Origin of the sequence: Microcystis aeruginosa FD4 (assembly GCF_009792235.1) — a bacterium.
GTDB classification, from domain to species: domain Bacteria; phylum Cyanobacteriota; class Cyanobacteriia; order Cyanobacteriales; family Microcystaceae; genus Microcystis; species Microcystis viridis.
Window position 1 is genome coordinate 3,994,650 of the sequence record NZ_CP046973.1, and the last position, 19,412, is coordinate 4,014,061.

The window sequence follows — 19,412 nt, forward strand, 5'->3', positions numbered from 1 at the left end:
TTAAACCAATACAACTATATCAGAGGCGGAAATACTGGGTTTAGAACTAAGAGTTGCAATTTGAACGGGTACTAATATGTTTGTCCCATCAGCATCGAAGGAAAGAACCCCATTAATTATGTTATAAATAAAGCGATTGCTGGCATTTAATGCAGTTGTTCCTAACACAAATTGAGCGGTTGTAATCGCAACTCCTGCGGCTAAACCACCGCCAAAACCCGCAGCAGAGACAGCAATTTTATCCCCCTGACTGGAGAGGAAATCAGTAATTGTGTCAATCCCTTCATTGCGGTTGTTGAAGGTGAAGCGATCGCCACCTGCGCCTCCCGTTATGGTATCATTACCTAAGCCACCAATTAGAATATTATTGTCCGCAGTACCGGTGATAATATCATCGTTTGATGACCCGATAATGGGTTCTGGGACGTTAGCAGAAACTGCTAGACTACTAGCTATATTGGGTAAGGGATTACCAATCTGATTATCACTATTAAAGTCTTGTTGGAAGTTGGTTTCTTGGGTGAAAGCTTCCGATGAGTTTAATCCCCACCATCCGGTTGAAGATTGCCAATTCCAGTTATTATCTAAACTCCACAGATGCAGATAATTACCATCGTTATATTTCCATAAAACTTGATTGACTCCGTTGACAGTTTCTGCTGCTAGAGTTTGCCAACCTGAATAGATATCTGTGGTAATCTGAGTCCCACTTATATTGATGGCGATGGGATTGTTATTACCAATTTGGGTGTAGAGTTTGTTAGTTGTGTCTTTGACTAATTTGGTGTTACCAACTGCTTCCACTGGTGTGTGAAAAATAGTATCGGAAACATAGCTAAAGTAACTGGCTGTGAGACTTAATGCTTTATTGTTGTTGATGATGGCAATAAGTTCATCAGGTTCATTTCCAGGTTTGTTGATGTAGAGGTTGGTATTAGCACCTGAAACTGTCAACAGATAGTCGCTACTTGAACCGTTAAGCTGAATAATATCATCTGTGGGATTAAAATCAGTGATTAAGGCGTAATCGTTGTCACCTGCGGAGGTTATATTTCCATCATCGTAGCCAATCCAAGTTTTATCACCGAGGATAAATGTATCTCGTCCAATTCCTCCTGTAAAAGTATCAATTTCTCCTTTGCCAGTTCCCCCTTGAATACTATCATCGCCTTTGCCTCCATCAATAGTGACACTAAATGCACTGCTGTTGGTGAAGGTGTCGTTACCATCGTTACCTAGTGCCATTTCTAATTTAGTTGTACCTAAATCTAGGGTAATTCCGTTAGGTGTGGTGACAATGGAAATATCGGTTCCGTCGCCTCCGTCAATTTTGGTGTCTTGTGCGTCGATGTAAAGTAAATCGTCTCCTGCACCTGCTATGATTTGATCTGCACCTTCACCGCCGATTAACCAGTCATTTCCGCTATTTCCTGTCAATTTATCGTTACCTGCTTCTCCCGAAAGGAAGACATTACGGGTGTCAGTGGTGTAGAGGGTATCGTTACCGGTGTTGCCGCTGGCCACTTGTACGTTAGCGGTAGCAATATTAAGATTTAATGGGGTTGTTTGTTTATGAATTAATAAGGAGGCAGCTTGATCATTTTCTGCGACAATTTGGATACCTGTAGCGGTTTGAATGACTTTAAAGCCGGTTTGAGTGACAAGGAAGGCGACATCAGAGATTTCCCCTCCAGTACCATCAGCGCGGTTGAAGAATGAGCGTTTTTTGATAATATTGCCGTCTTGGATGCTTTCAGATGCGATCGCATTGAGGTTAATACTGGTAATATTATGTTGTGCTAGGGTTTTTAGTTCGTTGGGTTGACTGATACCGTCTTGATTTAGGTCTTGCCAGACGAGAATTTGATTAAATTGGGTATCTGTGCTGGAAATTATGCCGTTATTGTTAGTATCGTAGGTTTTTAAGGCTTCTAGTCCACTATTGGCTGATCCGTCTTTAAAGTATTCTGAGAAGATTTCGGTAATATTATTGATTGTACCGTCATGGTTTAAGTCAACAGTTAATAATCCGTCATTTGTCCATGAAACATTTTCTGAATAACCATCTGCATCAATATCAAAACGAATTAAAGAATTATCAAGATTAATGAGTTTGATTCCATTGTTATCTAAATCAACGATCAAGGGATCTATCTGCGTTGTTGTCCAAGTAATAGGTTTAATCGCTAATTGAAAGAGAATATCTACTAAACCAGTTGTTGCTTCTAAATCAAAATCAAAAATTTCTTCAACTGTTCCAGGTATTCCAACTCCTGTAATTGCTGACAATACTATACTCTCAATTCCAAAAACAGATTTATTATAACTTGGAACTTTTATGTTTGTTTGATTAGATTCTTCATTAAATTTAAGGTCGAGAGTAGAAGTAACATCATGGAATGCTGTTCTTTGTCTCCATTTATCACTTAAGGTGGCTTCCACATTTAAACCATAATCCACTATCCCAGTAATTCCTAGTCCTGCTTGATGCTTTGATATTTCTTCTACGGGAATGCCTGTTAAAAAGTGTAAAATAGCTCTAGCATCTTGATGTGCTGAAAAACTTTCATAGTTTGGATACTTATCCTGAAAATACTTGTTCTCTTGTTTTTCTAGGTCAGTTTGGAAATCTCCTATTTTCAGTTTGCTTGTCTTTATTAGTTGTTGTGCTGTTACTTTTGGATTAAAAATAATCCAACTTAAAAATGTCTGCTGTAATTCCTCTTGAGTAAAATTACTAGATGACATTTGAGTAAAATCGAAATTTTTGATACGCTGTATTATACCAGATAAAACTTCTTCTACTTCTTTGACGTTTAGTGATTCTGAGTTTGGGCTATTTGCTGTTATCTTAATTGCTAATTGTTTAATAGTTTCTTGATCAATAGACTCAAGTTCAATAGGAGAAGTTTTAGGTAGTTCATATTTACTATAATTAATCGCACCATTGGCTATTTGTTGAATCCCTTGTAACCATCCTTCCAAGCTTCCGTCATCTGCTATTGTGTTGATTCCTGCGACTAAGTTTACCGATAGTTCAACAGAACGAAGGATATCGGTGACTTCGCTTGCTAAGGTATTGTTAGCAATAAAATCTAAATTTTTTCCTAGTGTCACCGCAGCATTTAAGAAACTAGATGTTGCAGCTAACCAATTATCTTCTTCGGCTAAATGAACGCCAGAATTAACACTTAAAGCTGCTTGTGATAAATAACTATATTCAGATAAGCCAGACACAGGAATAGCAGCATTAAAAAGGTTCAATAATCCTGTTAGATTATCTCCCGACTCAATGGCTTTATAACCATAATAAAGACCAGATGCTACAGTATTAATATTTTGATAATATTGAATACCGTCATCTAATCCTAATTTTGCTATTTGTGCCAGTTGTTCAGTTTGACTAAGAGTTTCAGAGGCGCGAATTGCTTCCTTAGAAAACTGAAGATCAGCGGTATAAGCACTAATAACTGCCATTCCTGCATTAAAGATTGCTCCTTGCCAATCTCCATTGTAAGCTGCTTGAACAGCACTTAAAGATGCACTAACTGCTGATAAAGTAGTGCTAAGAGCCGTCTGAACGAGAGTACCAGCAGCTAAGGATGCACCTGCGGTCATAACAACAGCAATAGTGCTAATTATCAGGGTAGCAGTCCCTAAAACTTCATTGACAAAGGCTTTCTTTCTGATTTCTCTTTCTTTAACTCGCCCCTCAATAATCTGACTCAAAAGCTGTTGAGATTGTCGCGCCAAATCATCAGATAAAGTAACTGCACCCTGAGCATAACCAATCTTATAAAGTATCTCTAAATTCTGCTGATTGAGTAATGTTTTCTCTTGGTCTAATACTCCTGTCTTCTGAATCTCATCATAAAGAGCTTTACTCGCACCTTTTAGGTCGGTTTCTGATTGTTTCAGAATGCCTAAATATTGCTGTTCTTCTTGGTCTAATTTAGTAATTTCTGCGTTCAGTTTATTATTTTGTTCAATTAAACCATCAACTGTCTTCAGTAAATTATCCTGAATAGTTGCTGCTTCTTTCCCCTGTAAAGCTGCATTAATATCTTGACGAGTTGCTGTTAATATGCTCTGCAATTCACTGGGTAAGTTGGGCTGTTTTTGTTTGAGGGCATCTAAATCAGCTAAGATGCCAGCGAGTTGTCCTTTATAGTCAGCTTGGGTGATGATATTTTCAATGGGATTAATGCCTAAATCGGTGCGGAGGTTGTTAATCGCTTGCTGTAGAGCTTCTTCGGTATTAAGCTGGTTTAGTTGTTCAAGTTTAGTAACAGCAATTTGACGGTCTCTTTGAATATCTAACCGTTGTTTTTCTAACTGTGCAGCAACGGCATCATCAATCAATTGACCGCGTTTTTTGGCGATTTCCTGTTCTAATTGTGCCTGTGCCAAATTGAATTTTTCAACGGAAAGGACTTGCAATAAAGTTTGATTTGTCCAGTCTTTGAGTTGGGACAGGGCATCAATGCGAAATTCGGCAACAGCAATTTCTTGTTTATGGGCCTCAATCGCTTGTTGAGAGTTGCCAATACTTTGCTGAAGTTGTGCCAATTCTTGGGTGGCGAGGGCTTTTTGTCCGTCTAAGAGGGTAATTTGACTTTCGGCGGCTTGGCGCAAGGCGGTAAACTGGCTGACTTGTTGTTGTGCCTGTTGTTGTAATTGCCGATATTCCTGCATTTGGGCATAATATTTGTCGGCTAACAGTAAATCTTCCGGGCGGGCGATTCCTCCCGAACAACCGCCCCCTTTATCGCTGGCTAAGTCTCGATAGTCTTTGTAATAGAGTTCGGCAGCCGTAGCCATGTTGTTGGCGTTGGCAACTTCGAGGAGTTTGGCGGCTTCTTGGCTTCCGGCATCGTTGGCTTGTTTAAGGATGGTGAGGAGTTGGCTTTCGATGCCGTTGAGGGTTTGGCGTTTAGTAGTTGCTTGAAGGGTGTAGTTTTTTTCGAGTTCGGTGGCTTCTAGTAGTCCTTTGAGTGCCTGTTGTTTGTCTTTGATGGCGGAGAGATATTTGTCGTTTTGCAGCAAGAGGGAGGCTTGCAGGTCTTCCATGACTGCGGTAAGGGCCTGGCTGCTGGCTTCGGCTTGTTCTGCCAGTTTTTGGACTTCGGCGAGGGTTTTACGGGTGTCGGTGAGTTGTTGTTCGAGGGTGCTGGTGTCTTTGTCGGGGCTGGCGAGGGTGGCATCAAGGAGTTGATACTCGGTGAGGAGTACCTGTTCTTGGGTTGAGAGGAGGGTTTGTTTTTGGGTGAGGGTGGCTTGTTGGGCGGTGAGGACGGTTTGTTTTTGGGTGAGAAGTTGGATAGATTGGTCTAATTGGGCTTGTTGGGTGAGTAAAGTGTCTTTATTGTCTCCGGTGGCGGTGGTGAGTTGTTGGGCGATGGTTTGCCGTTGGCTTTGGAGTTGAGTGATGAGGGTTTGGGTTTGGGTAAGTTCGTCGGCGAGGTCGGTGGTTTGTTGGATTGCCCAATTTTTGGCGGCGGTGATGTCTTGTTGCAGGAGTTGGGTTTGGGTTTGCAGTTCGGCGCGTTTTTGCAGGACGCTGTTGAGGGCGTTTAGGTAGTTGTCTTTGCTGGTTTGATATTCGCTGGTTTCTTTTTGGACGTTGGTGGTGGCGGTGGCTGCGTCTTGGGTTGCCAGTTGCAGTTGGGTTTGCAGAATGGGGAGGAGTTTTTCCCAGTCGTTTATTTGGGCGATTTTATCTTCGCTGAGTTTTCTTTCGGCTTCGAGTTGTTGCAGGAGGTGGATAAATTCGCTTTGGCTGAGGGCGGCTTCATTGGCGACGGTGTTGGCTTTGTTCCATTGGTCGAGGATGGTGGTGGTGGTGTCTTTGTTGAGGGTGTCGGTTTGGACTCCTTTGAGGAGTTGGTCGGCGTGTTGTCGGAGGGCGGTGGCTTGTTTGGTGTAGGTGTCCCAGATTATCCAGTTGTGGTCAACGTGGGTGATAGCTGTCCATTCAGTTTTACTTTTAAATAGTCCGCGTTTTTTATAGCTACGCCATTCTGTCCAAGTGGGTCCTTGTTTGCGGCTTTGTTCCCAATAGAAGGCGGATTTTTCTTGATACCAGTCGGCTTGGGAAATGGAGGCGGCGGCTTCGGCTTGTTTTTGGCTGATGCTGTTTTTGAGTTGGTCGATTTGTTGTTGGGTTTGGTTTTGTTGGTCGCTGATTTGTTGTTGGAGGGTGGCGAGGGTGGTGGGGTTGTTGAGTTCGGGGTAATATTGATTACGGAGATTTTCGAGGTTTTTTGTAGCTAAATAAGTGGCTAAATTTCTTTTACCACCACTATTCCACACCACAACATAATCTTGTTTTCCATCCCCATTAATATCAGCAAATTCTCCTAAATCTTTTCCTGTTGTATCAGCAATGAAATACCCTACCGATGCCGTGTTGATATATTCCGAAAATGTTCCATCTGCTTTAGCTAAATAAGTGGCTAAATTTCTTTTACCACCACTATTCCATACCACAACATAATCTTGTTTTCCATCCCCATTAATATCAGCAAATTCTCCTAAATCTTTTCCTGTTGTATCAGCAATGAAATACCCTCCCGATGCCGTGTTGATATATTAGAACTCTTGCAAATTAATTATATGTTATAATGATGGGTTAACTAATTTTCCCCAAAAAATTAGTTAATCAGTACATTCGTCCTGAATAAAAACTTGAAGTTTAACTTTTAACTCAAAACTCTTTAGAGCTGCTTTAATTTGGTTATCAAAACCTCTTTATTTAAGCGGCACAAACTATCTCAATTATAAAAATTGAGAATAAATTCTCCTTGACTTGATTAATCTTTAGGCAACTTTTAAGAAGCTGCTATACCTATCCCTAACTCACAGTTATAAATAGCCGCCAACAAGTTAACTCTTAAACTATATCTTCGACGACGATTCCGATATTTACAGGATAAGATTTTAAAGATTTTGAGTTTCCTATTTATATGTTCAATGATAATCCTTTCTTTAGCTAAAGCCTTGTTATACTCTTTTTCTAACTCTGTTAATTTTCTATTTTTCGATTTCTTTTTCGGTGTATAACTATTACTATGGTATGCAGCTATTCCCTGATAACCACTGTCTTCTATGCTGGTAGTTAAAGGATGAAAACGAACTCGACTTTTTTTAAATAAACTAAAATCATGACCTCTACCTTTCCCACAGAAGACACAGATAATTTCCTCTGTATTTTGATCAGCTACTAATTGGGATTTTAAAGTATGATAACCTCTTTTACCCGAAAAAAAATCTTTCTGTTTCTTTTGGGGGCGTTCAATGGGAGTTTCCGTTACATCCATTACCGTTATGACCGGTATCTCTGCTTGATTGAGTAAAGCTTTTTTTCCTTTTAAACGGAAGTTTCCCGATTGTAAAAGCATTTTTTCCGTCTTATTTACAATCCGACATATAGTTGATTCTGATAGTTCCCAGCTTGTACCAATGTGAAAATATGTTCTATATTCTCGCCAATATTCTAACGTTACTAAAACTTGTTCTTCTATAGATAGTTTAGGTTTCGGTCCCCTTTTAGATGGTGAATTAGAGTCGGCTTCAACACTTTTTACTGATTCTACCATCTTTCTATATGTTTGTTTGTACACACCGAAACGGCGTTTGAATTGTTCATCTGATAAGTTTTGATAATCCATAATTTTGCTAATAAACATAGCAAAATTATAGATGATTTCCTGACCTAAGATCACATTTTATTCTTTTTTCCACTTCAATCTAAGAATTGAGAAAAAAGCAAAACCTTATATTATACCATAAAAAAATTATGCAAGAGGTCTATTCCGAAAATGTTCCATCTGCTTTAGCTAAATAAGTGGCTAAATTTCTTTTACCACCACTATTCCATACCACAACATAATCTTGTTTTCCATCCCCATTAATATCAGCAAATTCTCCTAAATCTTTTCCTGTTGTATCAGCAATGAAATACCCTACCGATGCCGTGTTGATATATTCCGAAAATGTTCCATCTGCTTTAGCTAAATAAGTGGCTAAATTTCTTTTACCACCACTATTCCATACCACAACATAATCTTGTTTTCCATCCCCATTAATATCAGCAAATTCTCCTAAATCTTTTCCTGTTGTATCAGCAATGAAATACCCTCCCGATGCCGTGTTGATATATTCCGAAAATGTTCCATCTGCTTTAGCTAAATAAGTGGCTAAATTTCTTTTACCACCACTATTCCATACCACAACATAATCTTGTTTTCCATCCCCATTAATATCAGCAAATTCTCCTAAATCTTTTCCTGTTGTATCAGCAATGAAATACCCTCCCGATGCCGTGTTGATATATTCCGAAAATGTTCCATCTGCTTTAGCTAAATAAGTGGCTAAATTTCTTTTACCACCACTATTCCACACCACAACATAATCTTGTTTTCCATCCCCATTAATATCAGCAAATTCTCCTAAATCTTTTCCTGTTGTATCAGCAATGAAATACCCTCCCGATGCCGTGTTGATATATTCCGAAAATGTTCCATCTGCTTTAGCTAAATAAGTGGCTAAATTTCTTTTACCACCACTATTCCATACCACAACATAATCTTGTTTTCCATCCCCATTAATATCAGCAAATTCTCCTAAATCTTTTCCTGTTGTATCAGCAATGAAATACCCTCCCGATGCCGTGTTGATATATTCCGAAAATGTTCCATCACCAGTGGGATTAAAATAATCTAATAAATAACTCTGTAACTTAGTTGAATTTTGTTCTGCTTGTAGGGTTAAATATGCAGTTTCTAGGCGGAGAGATTGGATGTTTGAGATTGATTGATCTTGGTTTGGACTGCTTCCTAAAATATTACTCTGTTTTTGTTGTATATACTTCTGTAAATTCGTCTCTAACCATTGTTCTTGTTGATCATTGGTTAAATCAATCTGAAGCGTTAAATCTTGGATCGTATTGGTAATTTTTTTATCTAATTCATCTATTAATTTAGGATTAATATATCCAAAATAATTATTAACAATTAAATTACTTTGATTGATTAAAAGTTGAATTCCTTCACTATGTATTATTGGAAGAGGACTAAGATATAGTCCATTTGCTCCTGAAGCTTTCCAATGAAAGAAATTATCATCTCTTCCATCTCCATTAAAATCACCTACTAAAGAATTATCATGTCCATTAATTGCTCCTGTAACAATGGGATCTAAATATTGAGTAAAACCACCTTGTCCATTACTTAAATAAAGTCGATTAACTCCCATTCCTCTCCAAAAGAAATAGACATCATCTCTTCCATCTCCATTAAAATCACCTACTAAAGAATTATCATGTCCATTAATTGCTCCTGTAACAATGGGATCTAAATATTGAGTAAAACCACCTTGTCCATTACTTAAATAAAGTCGATTAACTCCCATTCCTCTCCAAAAGAAATAGACATCATCTTTGCCATCTCCATTAAAATCACCTACTAAAGAATTATCATGTCCATTAATTGCTCCTGTAGCAATAGGATCTAAATATTGAGTAAAACCACCTTGTCCATTACTTAAATAAAGTCGATTAACTCCCATTCCTCTCCAAAAGAAATAGACATCATCTTTGCCATCTCCATTAAAATCACCTACTAAAGAATTATCATGTCCATTAATTGCTCCTGTAGCAATAGGATCTAAATATTGAGTAAAACCACCTTGTCCATTACTTAAATAAAGTCGATTAACCCCCATTCCTCTCCAAAAGAAATAGACATCATCTTTGCCATCTCCATTAAAATCACCTACTAAAGAATTATCATGTCCATTAATTGCTCCTGTAGCAATAGGATCTAAATATTGAGTAAAACCACCTTGTCCATTACTTAGATAAAGTCGATTTTTTCCACTACCTCGCCAAATAAAATAAACATCATCTTTGCCATCTCCATTAAAATCATCTACTAAAGTATTATCAGGACTTTCATTGATTGCTAACGTACTAATTGAATCTAAATATTGAGTAAAACCACCTTTTCCATTACTTAAATAAAGACGATTTCTTCCGCTACTTCGCCAAGTAAAATAAAGATCATCTTTGCCATCCCCATTAAAATCACCTATCAAGGCATTATCAGGATTTTCATTAATTGATAATGTGTTAATTGGATTTAGATATTGGTTAAAGCTTAGATTAAAAATATATGGAGTATATTCTATTTGATTGGCTAAATCTTGATATTGTTTAATTGCTTTGTCTAAACTATTGCTTGTCTGTAAATAATTAGGGTTATCCTTAAAATTATTTTGTAATAAATTTGCTACGTTAATAACTTCATTTCCTATCTGTTTATATTGATCGATATTACCAGAAGATAACAGTTCTTTTTCATTTGCTAATTTTTCCTTAGCGTTTATTAGGATAGTGTACTGTTTTTCCAAACTTGTCAAATCCGAATAATGCTGACTCAACTTCGCCAAATCTTGATACTCCTGTAACTGCTTCTTAGCCAAAAACAGCGCATCCGTCACAAAATTAACACTATCCGCCAAAGCATCCCGCCGTCTTACGGTTGACTCCTGAATTTGTAACGCCTCATCCAACTGAATCTCATTCAGATAATAATCCCCATAAGGAGTCGCCAAATTCTCATCAATATAACTCGTCAAACTATCAAACGCCTGAGACTCAGCTTGCAACCCATTCCACACCTTAATCGTTAGATTATGATTATCCTGTAAATCATCCACCCAAACAGTTGTTAACCCCTTTAACTGATTAGCCAATTGACTACTTAAAGTGACATAACTCTCAATATTATTACTCCCCAAAGCCACCTTAACCGAAGCTAGATGATCCGCAGAAGTCGCCTTTCTCGTCTCCAATTCCTGCTTAAACTCCACCTCACCTGCTAACACCGTTTTCTGATAATCTTGCACCTCTCCCACTATTTTCTGCTTCTCTAAAATCGCCTTTTCTAAAGCTGAAATCTCAGAATTTGAACCATTACCATTACTATTTTTCAAACTTGTTAAATTAGTCTGAAGATTACTAATTTTTTGATTAAGACTATTAACCGTATCCTGCAAAAACTTAGACGAATAATCCTGAGTCTTCAAAAAAGCATAATCCGTCAGAAAATCTCCTAACGCCTTATCCGCAACCGTCACAGCTTGCTTATTAGCTTCCCAAGCCGTTTTAACAGCCACTAAAGCCTGATTTTTTTTCTCTAATTCCTCAACTTGCTTAGGAATAATATTACTGGTAAGTGCTTGTAAATCCTGATTAGATTCACTAATTTGGAAGTCAATAACCGCTAACTCCTGATCATACTTAGTCGTAGCAATTGACAGTAAATTCTGTTGTTCCTGAATCTGAATCAGATAACCATTAATCTCCTTCTGAATCCCATCTTTTAGACCCGCATTCGTTTCAGCCTTCAAACGAGTGGAAGCATTATCAATATTCTTCTGAATATCTTTCTGTTTTTGCTCGTTTTGTGTTTTAGATTGAGTAAAACTAGAAGTTAAAGCCGTCTTTTTATCCCCCAAATTCTGCAAAATTTCCGTTAAAGACTTCTGCTTACTTAGACTCCCTGCAAACGTCTCCTTCGCAAAGGAATAATCATCATTAGCTAACGTTAACTGCTCCTCTGTCGTATCTAGCTTAACCTTCGCTTTATCCAATTCGCTGCTGAGGGTTTCATACTGCTTCAACGCCGTCGGAATCGGTAACGTTAACTGCTCCAGTTTCGTCGGTTGAATATCAGTATTAGTAAACACAAAATTATCATTATCAATTATCTTGACAATTGCCGTATTTTGTGGATCAATCGTCACCCCATTAGTCGGATTAATTAACGATAGGTTAAGCGTTTCCACCGCCTCAAATTGACTATCTTCCTTAATGGGAATCGTAATAATTTTAGGCGCACTATCCCCATGAGCAAACGTAACCTTAATGGGGGTATTATTATAATCGTCTGTGGTTGCTGTACCATTATTTAAAGTAATCGTCGCACTCACTTCCGTATCACTTCCCCCCGTGCGAGTAACAGTGACTTGAGTTATAGGAGTTCCGTTTTCAGTAATCGAATAAGTCGGGGTACTAAACGCTAAAACTCCGGGATTATTAAGCATAATTTATCACTCCAGAAAAAGTGAAAATATTTGATTGATTGAGATTAGGTTAACTAACCGATAGAGTAAATAGCCGATTGAAACTGACTTAGAGACTGGTTTCCCTTCAGGCGCTTCCAGTGGACTGGTAGCGATCGCCGTTGAGTAAAATCTTGGGCGATCGCTCTTGCAACTTCAGGTTTAGCCAGTGGTTGGTGATCTGTAGTTGGCCAAGCTTCTGCTTGTTGCCTATATTATATACAGAAGCTTATCTCTGAATTACTTCCTCACCATGAAAATTTTAGCGGGTGATGACGAGGGGGATAATTTCCACTAAAAACCCCCTCGAAAGCAATCTTACCCCTTGTCATGGCGAAGATGCGATCGCAAGAAGTCCAGAAAACGGGTTTCTCGAAGAAACCCGTTTTCTAAAATCACAACTTAATCTAATTCATTTGCAGTTCGCAAAACCTCCTCATAAAGTTGACGACTGATGCGAAAATTTGCTTGGAGTATTAGAGCATCGATTATGGGTTGAACCTTAGAAATCAATCCTCTATTTTTAGCGATTAAAAGAACTCCTAGAACCCCCGTAATTGACAACCCCAAACGCACAGCCTCCCTCCGGCCAAGACGTTCATCAATTAACAATTCATCCGCCTTTAATTCCAAAGCAAGAGCGATTGCTTCTGCTTCGCCAATATCTAAATTATAGTCATTCCTCAAACAAGCCACAAGTTCCAAATTAGCGGCTTGTTGAACCTGTATCCAGTTCAGAGAAACTATCGCTTTAATCGGGATATCTTCCTCAGTCAAATTAGCCAATTCATTGGCAACTGCTTGGGGAATAATAACATTAGTATAAATATCTTTTAAGATTGATAGATAACCAACAAGAGCAAGACTGCTGAGAGGAGAAGTATCGCTAATAATAATCATAGCCAACCTTTCTCTTTTAAATGCTTAATATCTTCCTGAAACTCAGCCACATCATAGTGAATACAAATTCCTCGTTCAGAAAGCAGCCGTTGAAACTTGATTTGATTAATACTTAATAACTCACTCGCTTTTCCTAAGCTAATCTTATCTTGTTGGAATAACATAATAACAATCTCCTTTAACAGTTCATCCTCTGATAAACCACTTGCTTTAATCACTTCTTGGGAAATAACTAGAGTCATATTTTCTCCGTATTTTGATAAGAATTATACAAATGCTATCCTATGTTTTGCCGTCTGTCAATTCCCTTTGGCAGACCTCACTTCTAACTGTTAACTGTTAACTGAAATTACCTCCCCGAAGCAATCTTACCCCTTGGAATTCGAGAAAACGGGTTTCTTGAAGAAACCCGTTTTCTCGATAATGGTGTTGAGATGAAGCTTATCTCTGAATTACTCCCTCACTATGAAAATTTTAGCGGGTGATGACGAGGGGGATAATTTCCACTAAAAACCCCCCCCCAAAGCAATCTTACCCCTTGTCATGGCGAAGATGCGATCGCTAACGTAAACTAAGCAGTTAAAGTATTTAACCAATTGATTAAATCTTCAACCGTAGAGAAATCGAATAAAGCTTCTCCTAATACTTCGACATCATCAATACTTAACTGCATAATTTTAGTTTCTAAGGAAGGATTAATCTCTCCTAACTTGCGTTTAAGTTGGCGAAGAATCAATGTTTTTTCGCGTTCGATACCTTGTTCGATACCCCGTTCGATACCTTGTTCAATACCTTGTTCGATACCTTGTTCAATACCTTGTTCAATACCTTGTTCAATACCTTGACGCATCCAACTGGTGGTAATTTGCATAACTCCCTCCTGTACAGGTTCACTAAATGTGCTAATCTCTTCTTGAAATTGTATCTCTTCGACCGGATTTAGATTGAGATATGTATCAATAAATCCAGAAATTAATTGCATTCTCGCCGCATCTAACCTTAAAGTAATTAACAAGCGCAGACATTCCGCCTTAACCTTGGCTCGCTCTTTCTCGGCAATGTTCATCTTGGCCATCAAAGCTGAAGCAACCGGATTCGTCTGATTGAGAAAATCTCGCCAATTTAATCGATTTAATTGCACTACTTGATAGTTAAATTCTAAGACCTTAAAATCAGGAAAATCGACCACATACTGACTAATCGCTTCTCTTTTTGGCTTTGGGTAAGAAAAAATTACAATCGGATAAATCGGTAAGACAAATTTCTCATGAAAGCGAGCAAAATAAGTAAACATTCGCCGGTTAAACCATTTTCGAGAACTTTCCTGTGCCTCTACATGAATCAGAAAAAAAGATTCTTTTCCTCGAAACCTAACTTGTGCGACTAAATCGCTTTCATGTCTTTCTCCTTCCGTGACATCGGTAAATACTTCTTTGTCTAAAAAAGTAATCGAGTCCCTATCTAAATAATCCATCAATTGAGGGAAAAACAACTCAATAAATTCGATAAAAAAGGTGGAGATTAACTCCTTAAATAAGCGATCGTGGTCAATATTATTAGTCATGTAATATCATCTTAACTAATCTGAGTGATGAATGACTACTCTTCTCTATTATATTCTGAAAAGTTGGTTTTGGCAACGGATTGTTATGACCTCACCCCTTAACCTAGGAGAAGAGGGGGATGCTTCCTGCGTTAACCTTTCTCTTTCCACTAAAAACCCTCCGAAGCAATCTTACCCCTTGTCATGGACAAAAGGCGATCACCGGACAAGGACAATTTTAGCGGATGATTGCCAAAAGGCGATCACTAATACCCTAAGTCATAACTCATAATTAATGCGATGGCGTTTGCAGAAAACGGGTTTCTTCGAGAAACCCGTTTTCTAAATAAAGGCATAAATTGCGATGGCGTTTGCATAATTATTCCTGTTTGTTCAGCGACTTGTGACGTAAAATCTTAACAGTCACTGATAATTACTGATTGTCGGTATTGCTGCATAAGTGCGTAAAAGCTGATAGGATAACGAACGGAAAAAATATAGCTTGTCAAGGTGCAAGAAATCGCTATAATCATTCCAGCAGAGGTGATAGTAATCCCTCGACATCCATTTGTTAATGATCGCTAATGATGAGACAAACTCGGTTTTCTCAAGCTGGTTCGAGACAGCGACCCCCTGAGTTTCCTGGTCGATCATCGATCGAGCCGCCACTGGCCTTTTTTCGGAGTTGATCGAACCATGTTGCAAGGATGGATTCAAATCGCGCTCACGCTCCTGATAATCGTGGCAATCACCCCCTTTTTGGGGCGGTATATGGCTAGGGTTTTTATGGAACGGAGAACCCTACTCGACCCACTGTGCGATCGAGTCGAGAGTCTTCTTTACACCTTCGTCGGGGTGAAAGGGAAAGAGAATATGACCGGCTGGCAGTACGCCCGCGCCGTTCTCTACAGTAACGCGGTGATGGGATTCCTAATTTTTTCCATTATCGCCCTGCAAGGATTCCTACCGCTCAACCCGACGGGAATCGCAGCCCCTACATGGGACACCACGCTACACACGACGATTTCCTTTATCACCAACACCAACCAACAGCATTATTCCGGCGAAACCTATCTTAGCTACGGGAGCCAGATGTGGGGCCTCGGCTATCATATGTTCACCTCGGCCGGAACCGGTCTAGCGGTGGGGATCGCCTTTATTCGGGGACTGACGGGGCGACCATTGGGCAATTTCTACGTGGATCTGATCCGAGCGATCACCCGTATCCTCTTACCGATCTCGATCGTGGGGGCAATGGCCCTGATCATCGCCGGAGTCCCAGAAACCCTCGCCGGTCCGGCGATCTTACCGACTCTAGAAAACCCCAACCTCAGTCAGGCGATCGCCCGCGGTCCCGTAGCCCACTTCGAGATCATTAAGGAATTAGGAGAAAACGGCGGCGGCTTTTTTGCCATCAACTCGGCCCACCCCTTGGAAAACCCCAACGGATTCACGAATCTAGTACAATTGGTGGCGATTCTCTCGATTCCCACCTCGCTAATCTACACCTACGGAGTTTTCGCCAATAATCTCAAGCAAGCGTGGTTAATCTATCTAATTCCCCTCGGTATTTTAATCGGCTTTACGATCATCACCGCGATCGGGGAATATAACGGCAACCAGGCGGTTAACTCCCTGCTAGGGGTGGAGCGAGCGGTTAACTTCGAGGGCAAAGAAGTACGCTTCGGTTGGGCGCAATCGGCCCTGTATGCGGTAACTACCACGGCCACCATGTGCGGTGCCGTGATCGCCATGCACGATTCCTTGATGCCGAACGGCGGCTTCGTCACCCTCTCGAATATGTTCCTGCAAATAGTTTTCGGAGGCCAGGGAACCGGCACCGCCTACCTGTTCGCCTATCTAATCCTCGCAGTATTCGTCACCGGGCTAATGGTGGGACGAACCCCGGAATTCCTCGGGCGCAAAATTGAGAAACGGGAAGTGGTATTAGCCAGTTTTTTAATTCTGCTGGTTCACCCGATCGCCATCCTCATCCCTGGAGCGATCGCCCTTGCTATCCCCGACTTTCAGGGCATCAGTAACCCCGGCTTTCACGGATTATCTCAAGTTATCTACGAGTACGCTTCCGCCGCCGCTAATAACGGGTCGGGATTCGAGGGACTAGGAGATTCCCAACCCTCGCCGATCGCGATCACGGCTGGGGCGAAACCGACGATTACCGCTCTCTGGTGGAATCTGAGTGCTTCGTTCAGTTTACTCGCGGGACGCTATATCCCGATCGCCGCCCTGCTCTTGTTAGCCGATGGTATGTCCCGCAAACAACCAGTTCCCGCCACATCTGGAACCCTCCGCACCGATACCGGACTCTTTACCGGCGTGACGGCGGGGGTGATTTTAATTCTCGGTGCGCTCACTTTCTTCCCAGTGTTGGCCCTCGGGCCGATCGCGGAAGCCTTTCAAATCCTGCGGATGATCGGCTAGGAGTTTAGACAAGTTATGAAAACGAACAACGGCTCTTCTAAGTCCTCCCGCCCTTTGCGAGTGCCGAGAGGTCGCCGCAGCGACCGCCGCCATACCCCCAAGGTAAACCGGACTGGTCTTTATCAAAGCGCGATCCAGCAGTCCTTCCTCAAACTCGACCCGCGCATCGCCGTGCGTAACCCGGTCCTGTTCGTGGTCTGGTTAGGAACGATCGTCACGGCTCTCGTCACGATCGACCCCAATCTCTTCAGCACGATCTCGCGTAGCGAGCGCATTGCGACCGCCGCAGACAGCGGACAACAAAGGCTACTTAACGGCATCATCACCCTCATCCTCTTCTTCACGGTGCTGTTCGCCAACTTTGCCGAGGCGATCGCAGAAGGACGGGGAAAAGCCCAGGCCGATGCCCTACGCTCCACCCGCAGCGATACGATCGCCCGCCGGCTCCTCCCTGACGGCTCGATCGAGTCGGTCAGTTCCACAGCCCTGCATCGGGGTGATCGGGTAAAACTGTTGGCCGGGGACGTGATTCCTGCCGACGGAGAAGTAATTGAGGGAATCGGTTCGGTGGATGAATCGGCGATCACTGGAGAATCGGCCCCGGTCCTCAAACAGCCCGGCACCGATATCGCCAGTTCCGTTACCGGTGGAACGCGTCTTCTCTCCGACGAGTTGACGGTACGGATCACCCAAGAACCAGGGCAGGGTTTTATCGATCGCATGATCTCCCTTGTGGAAGGGGCCGAGCGCACGAAAACCCCCAACGAGATCGCGCTGACGGTACTTCTGGCCGTGTTAACCCAAGTTTTCCTGATCGTCGTCGCCACCGTACCATCGATCGCTAACTACATCGCTGGTTTTCTCGATAGTATTCTCGGTCCAGAGGTGGCGAATACCTTTCGATCGGGTTCGAGTATCGCCATCTTGATTTCCCTCCTCGTCGCTCTCATTCCCACGACGATCGGTGGTTTACTGAGTGCGATCGGTATTGCCGGGATGGATCGGGTCGCCCAATTCAACGTTATCGCCACCTCTGGGCGGGCGGTGGAAGCTTGCGGTGATGTCAATACCCTCCTTCTCGATAAAACGGGAACAATTACCCTCGGCAACCGGCTGGCTGACGAATTTATCCCCGTCAACGGTCATAACCTGGAGGAATTAGCCCAGGTCTGTCTAACGGCCAGCCTTTTCGACGAAACCCCGGAAGGACGCTCGATCGTTGCCTTAGCCCGGAATTTGGGCGTAAGCGTGGATATCGACGGTAAAACCGCCGAAGGGATCGAGTTTTCCGCCCGTACCCGCATGAGTGGCACCGATATGGACGGCGAGGAGTACCGCAAAGGAGCCGTAGACGCGATTAAAGGTTTCGTCCGTTCCCGCGGTGGTTCCGTTCCCGAGACCCTCGATCAGGCCCAGGAAAGGGTTTCCCGTTTGGGGGGAACTCCCCTGGCCGTCTGTCGGGGTAACGATATCTACGGGGTGATCTATCTCAAAGATATCGTGAAACCGGGATTAAAAGAGCGTTTCGACCAATTACGGCGCATGGGTGTGAGAACGATCATGCTCACCGGCGACAACCAGATCACGGCCTCGGTGATCGCGGCGGAGGCGGGGGTGGATGATTTTATCGCCGAGGCTACCCCGGAAGATAAGATCGAGGTGATCCGTCGCGAGCAATCCCAGGGCAAGTTAGTTGCCATGACGGGGGACGGCACTAACGACGCACCGGCACTGGCCCAGGCTAATGTGGGTGTGGCGATGAACTCTGGAACCCAAGCGGCGAAGGAAGCTGCCAATATGGTGGATCTGGATTCCGACCCGACCAAGCTGATCGATTTAGTCACCATCGGCAAACAGTTATTAATTACCCGCGGCGCCCTGACCACGTTTTCGGTAGCTAACGATATCGCTAAGTATTTCGCTATTATCCCGACGATTTTCGCCGCTGCTGGGATCGGTGCTTTAAATATCATGGGTTTGAAAAGCGCTCAATCGGCGATCGTCTCGGCCCTGATCTACAATGCCCTGATTATCCCTGTTTTGATTCCTCTGGCACTTCAAGGCGTTCAATTTCGCCCCCTCACTGCTGACCAACTATTGCGGCGCAATATCCTCATCTACGGCGTGGGAGGCATGATTGCGCCGTTTATTGCTATTAAGATTATTGATGAGATAATTTCAGCGATCGGGTTGAGGTAATGGGAAAATCTGCAATATTTGGCTCTTCGGTTTGCGTTATGCAATGGACAGGGGTTATAAGCGATGGAACCCTTATATAGAAAGGCATTTAGCGATTTTTCCCAATTGTTTTTGCTCTAGAGCGAACTAATCAATTAAATATCTTGCCAAATAAGGATTTAGTCCATTTATGCCCCCCTATCGAACCATACCAAGTAACGAA

The 19,412-nt window shown here is 41.9% G+C and carries 9 protein-coding genes; 3 read left to right on the top strand and 6 right to left on the bottom strand.

The features are described from left to right. The 6 genes from GQR42_RS27925 to GQR42_RS20070 form a co-directional block, all read right to left on the bottom strand. On the bottom strand, positions 1-6,588 hold the full coding sequence (locus GQR42_RS27925; RefSeq protein ID WP_371731324.1) for an FG-GAP-like repeat-containing protein: 6,588 nt from the start codon (positions 6,586-6,588) through the stop codon (positions 1-3). A gap of 242 nt (positions 6,589-6,830) precedes the next feature. Continuing rightward, positions 6,831-7,688: an IS5-like element ISMae4 family transposase gene (locus tag GQR42_RS20050; protein WP_002732125.1), complete on the bottom strand. Its 858-nt coding sequence runs from the start codon at positions 7,686-7,688 to the stop codon at positions 6,831-6,833. Positions 7,689-7,809: 121 nt separating this feature from the next. Beyond that, a complete protein-coding gene (locus GQR42_RS20055; protein WP_158201322.1) occupies positions 7,810-12,108 on the bottom strand; it encodes an FG-GAP-like repeat-containing protein in 4,299 nt (1,432 codons plus the stop codon). Between the two features lie 420 nt (positions 12,109-12,528). Further along, a complete protein-coding gene (locus GQR42_RS20060; protein WP_158201323.1) occupies positions 12,529-13,026 on the bottom strand; it encodes a DUF3368 domain-containing protein in 498 nt (165 codons plus the stop codon). Next, the gene (locus GQR42_RS20065; protein WP_158201324.1) at positions 13,023-13,268 is read right to left on the bottom strand and encodes a UPF0175 family protein; all 246 of its coding nucleotides are present in this window, start codon (positions 13,266-13,268) and stop codon (positions 13,023-13,025) included. The genes GQR42_RS20060 and GQR42_RS20065 overlap by 4 nt, the downstream gene beginning before the upstream one ends. A gap of 329 nt (positions 13,269-13,597) precedes the next feature. After that, positions 13,598-14,590, bottom strand: coding sequence for a DUF4351 domain-containing protein (locus GQR42_RS20070; RefSeq protein WP_158201325.1), 993 nt, complete (start codon positions 14,588-14,590; stop codon positions 13,598-13,600). 31 nt (positions 14,591-14,621) lie between these two features. Between GQR42_RS20070 and GQR42_RS20075 the strand changes: the two genes are divergently transcribed. From GQR42_RS20075 to kdpB, 3 genes are all read left to right on the top strand, one after another. Continuing rightward, positions 14,622-14,861 carry a hypothetical protein gene (locus GQR42_RS20075; RefSeq protein WP_158201326.1) on the top strand — a complete coding sequence of 80 codons (240 nt, stop codon included), beginning with the start codon at positions 14,622-14,624 and terminating at the stop codon, positions 14,859-14,861. A 404-nt stretch (positions 14,862-15,265) separates the two neighbouring features. Beyond that, complete coding sequence (gene kdpA / locus GQR42_RS20080; RefSeq protein ID WP_158201327.1) at positions 15,266-17,011, top strand: potassium-transporting ATPase subunit KdpA; 1,746 nt, start codon at positions 15,266-15,268, stop codon at positions 17,009-17,011. Between the two features lie 15 nt (positions 17,012-17,026). Beyond that, positions 17,027-19,210, top strand: coding sequence for a potassium-transporting ATPase subunit KdpB (gene kdpB / locus GQR42_RS20085; protein ID WP_158201328.1), 2,184 nt, complete (start codon positions 17,027-17,029; stop codon positions 19,208-19,210). The last annotated feature ends 202 nt before the right edge of the window (positions 19,211-19,412 follow it).

Coding starts and splice junctions, on each gene's coding strand:
- GQR42_RS20050 (WP_002732125.1), bottom strand. CDS start 7,688: ATGTTTATTAGCAAAATTATGGATTATCAAAACTTATCAGATGAACAA.
- GQR42_RS20055 (WP_158201322.1), bottom strand. CDS start 12,108: ATGCTTAATAATCCCGGAGTTTTAGCGTTTAGTACCCCGACTTATTCG.
- GQR42_RS20060 (WP_158201323.1), bottom strand. CDS start 13,026: ATGATTATTATTAGCGATACTTCTCCTCTCAGCAGTCTTGCTCTTGTT.
- GQR42_RS20065 (WP_158201324.1), bottom strand. CDS start 13,268: ATGACTCTAGTTATTTCCCAAGAAGTGATTAAAGCAAGTGGTTTATCA.
- GQR42_RS20070 (WP_158201325.1), bottom strand. CDS start 14,590: ATGACTAATAATATTGACCACGATCGCTTATTTAAGGAGTTAATCTCC.
- GQR42_RS20075 (WP_158201326.1), top strand. CDS start 14,622: ATGACTACTCTTCTCTATTATATTCTGAAAAGTTGGTTTTGGCAACGG.
- kdpA (WP_158201327.1), top strand. CDS start 15,266: ATGTTGCAAGGATGGATTCAAATCGCGCTCACGCTCCTGATAATCGTG.
- kdpB (WP_158201328.1), top strand. CDS start 17,027: ATGAAAACGAACAACGGCTCTTCTAAGTCCTCCCGCCCTTTGCGAGTG.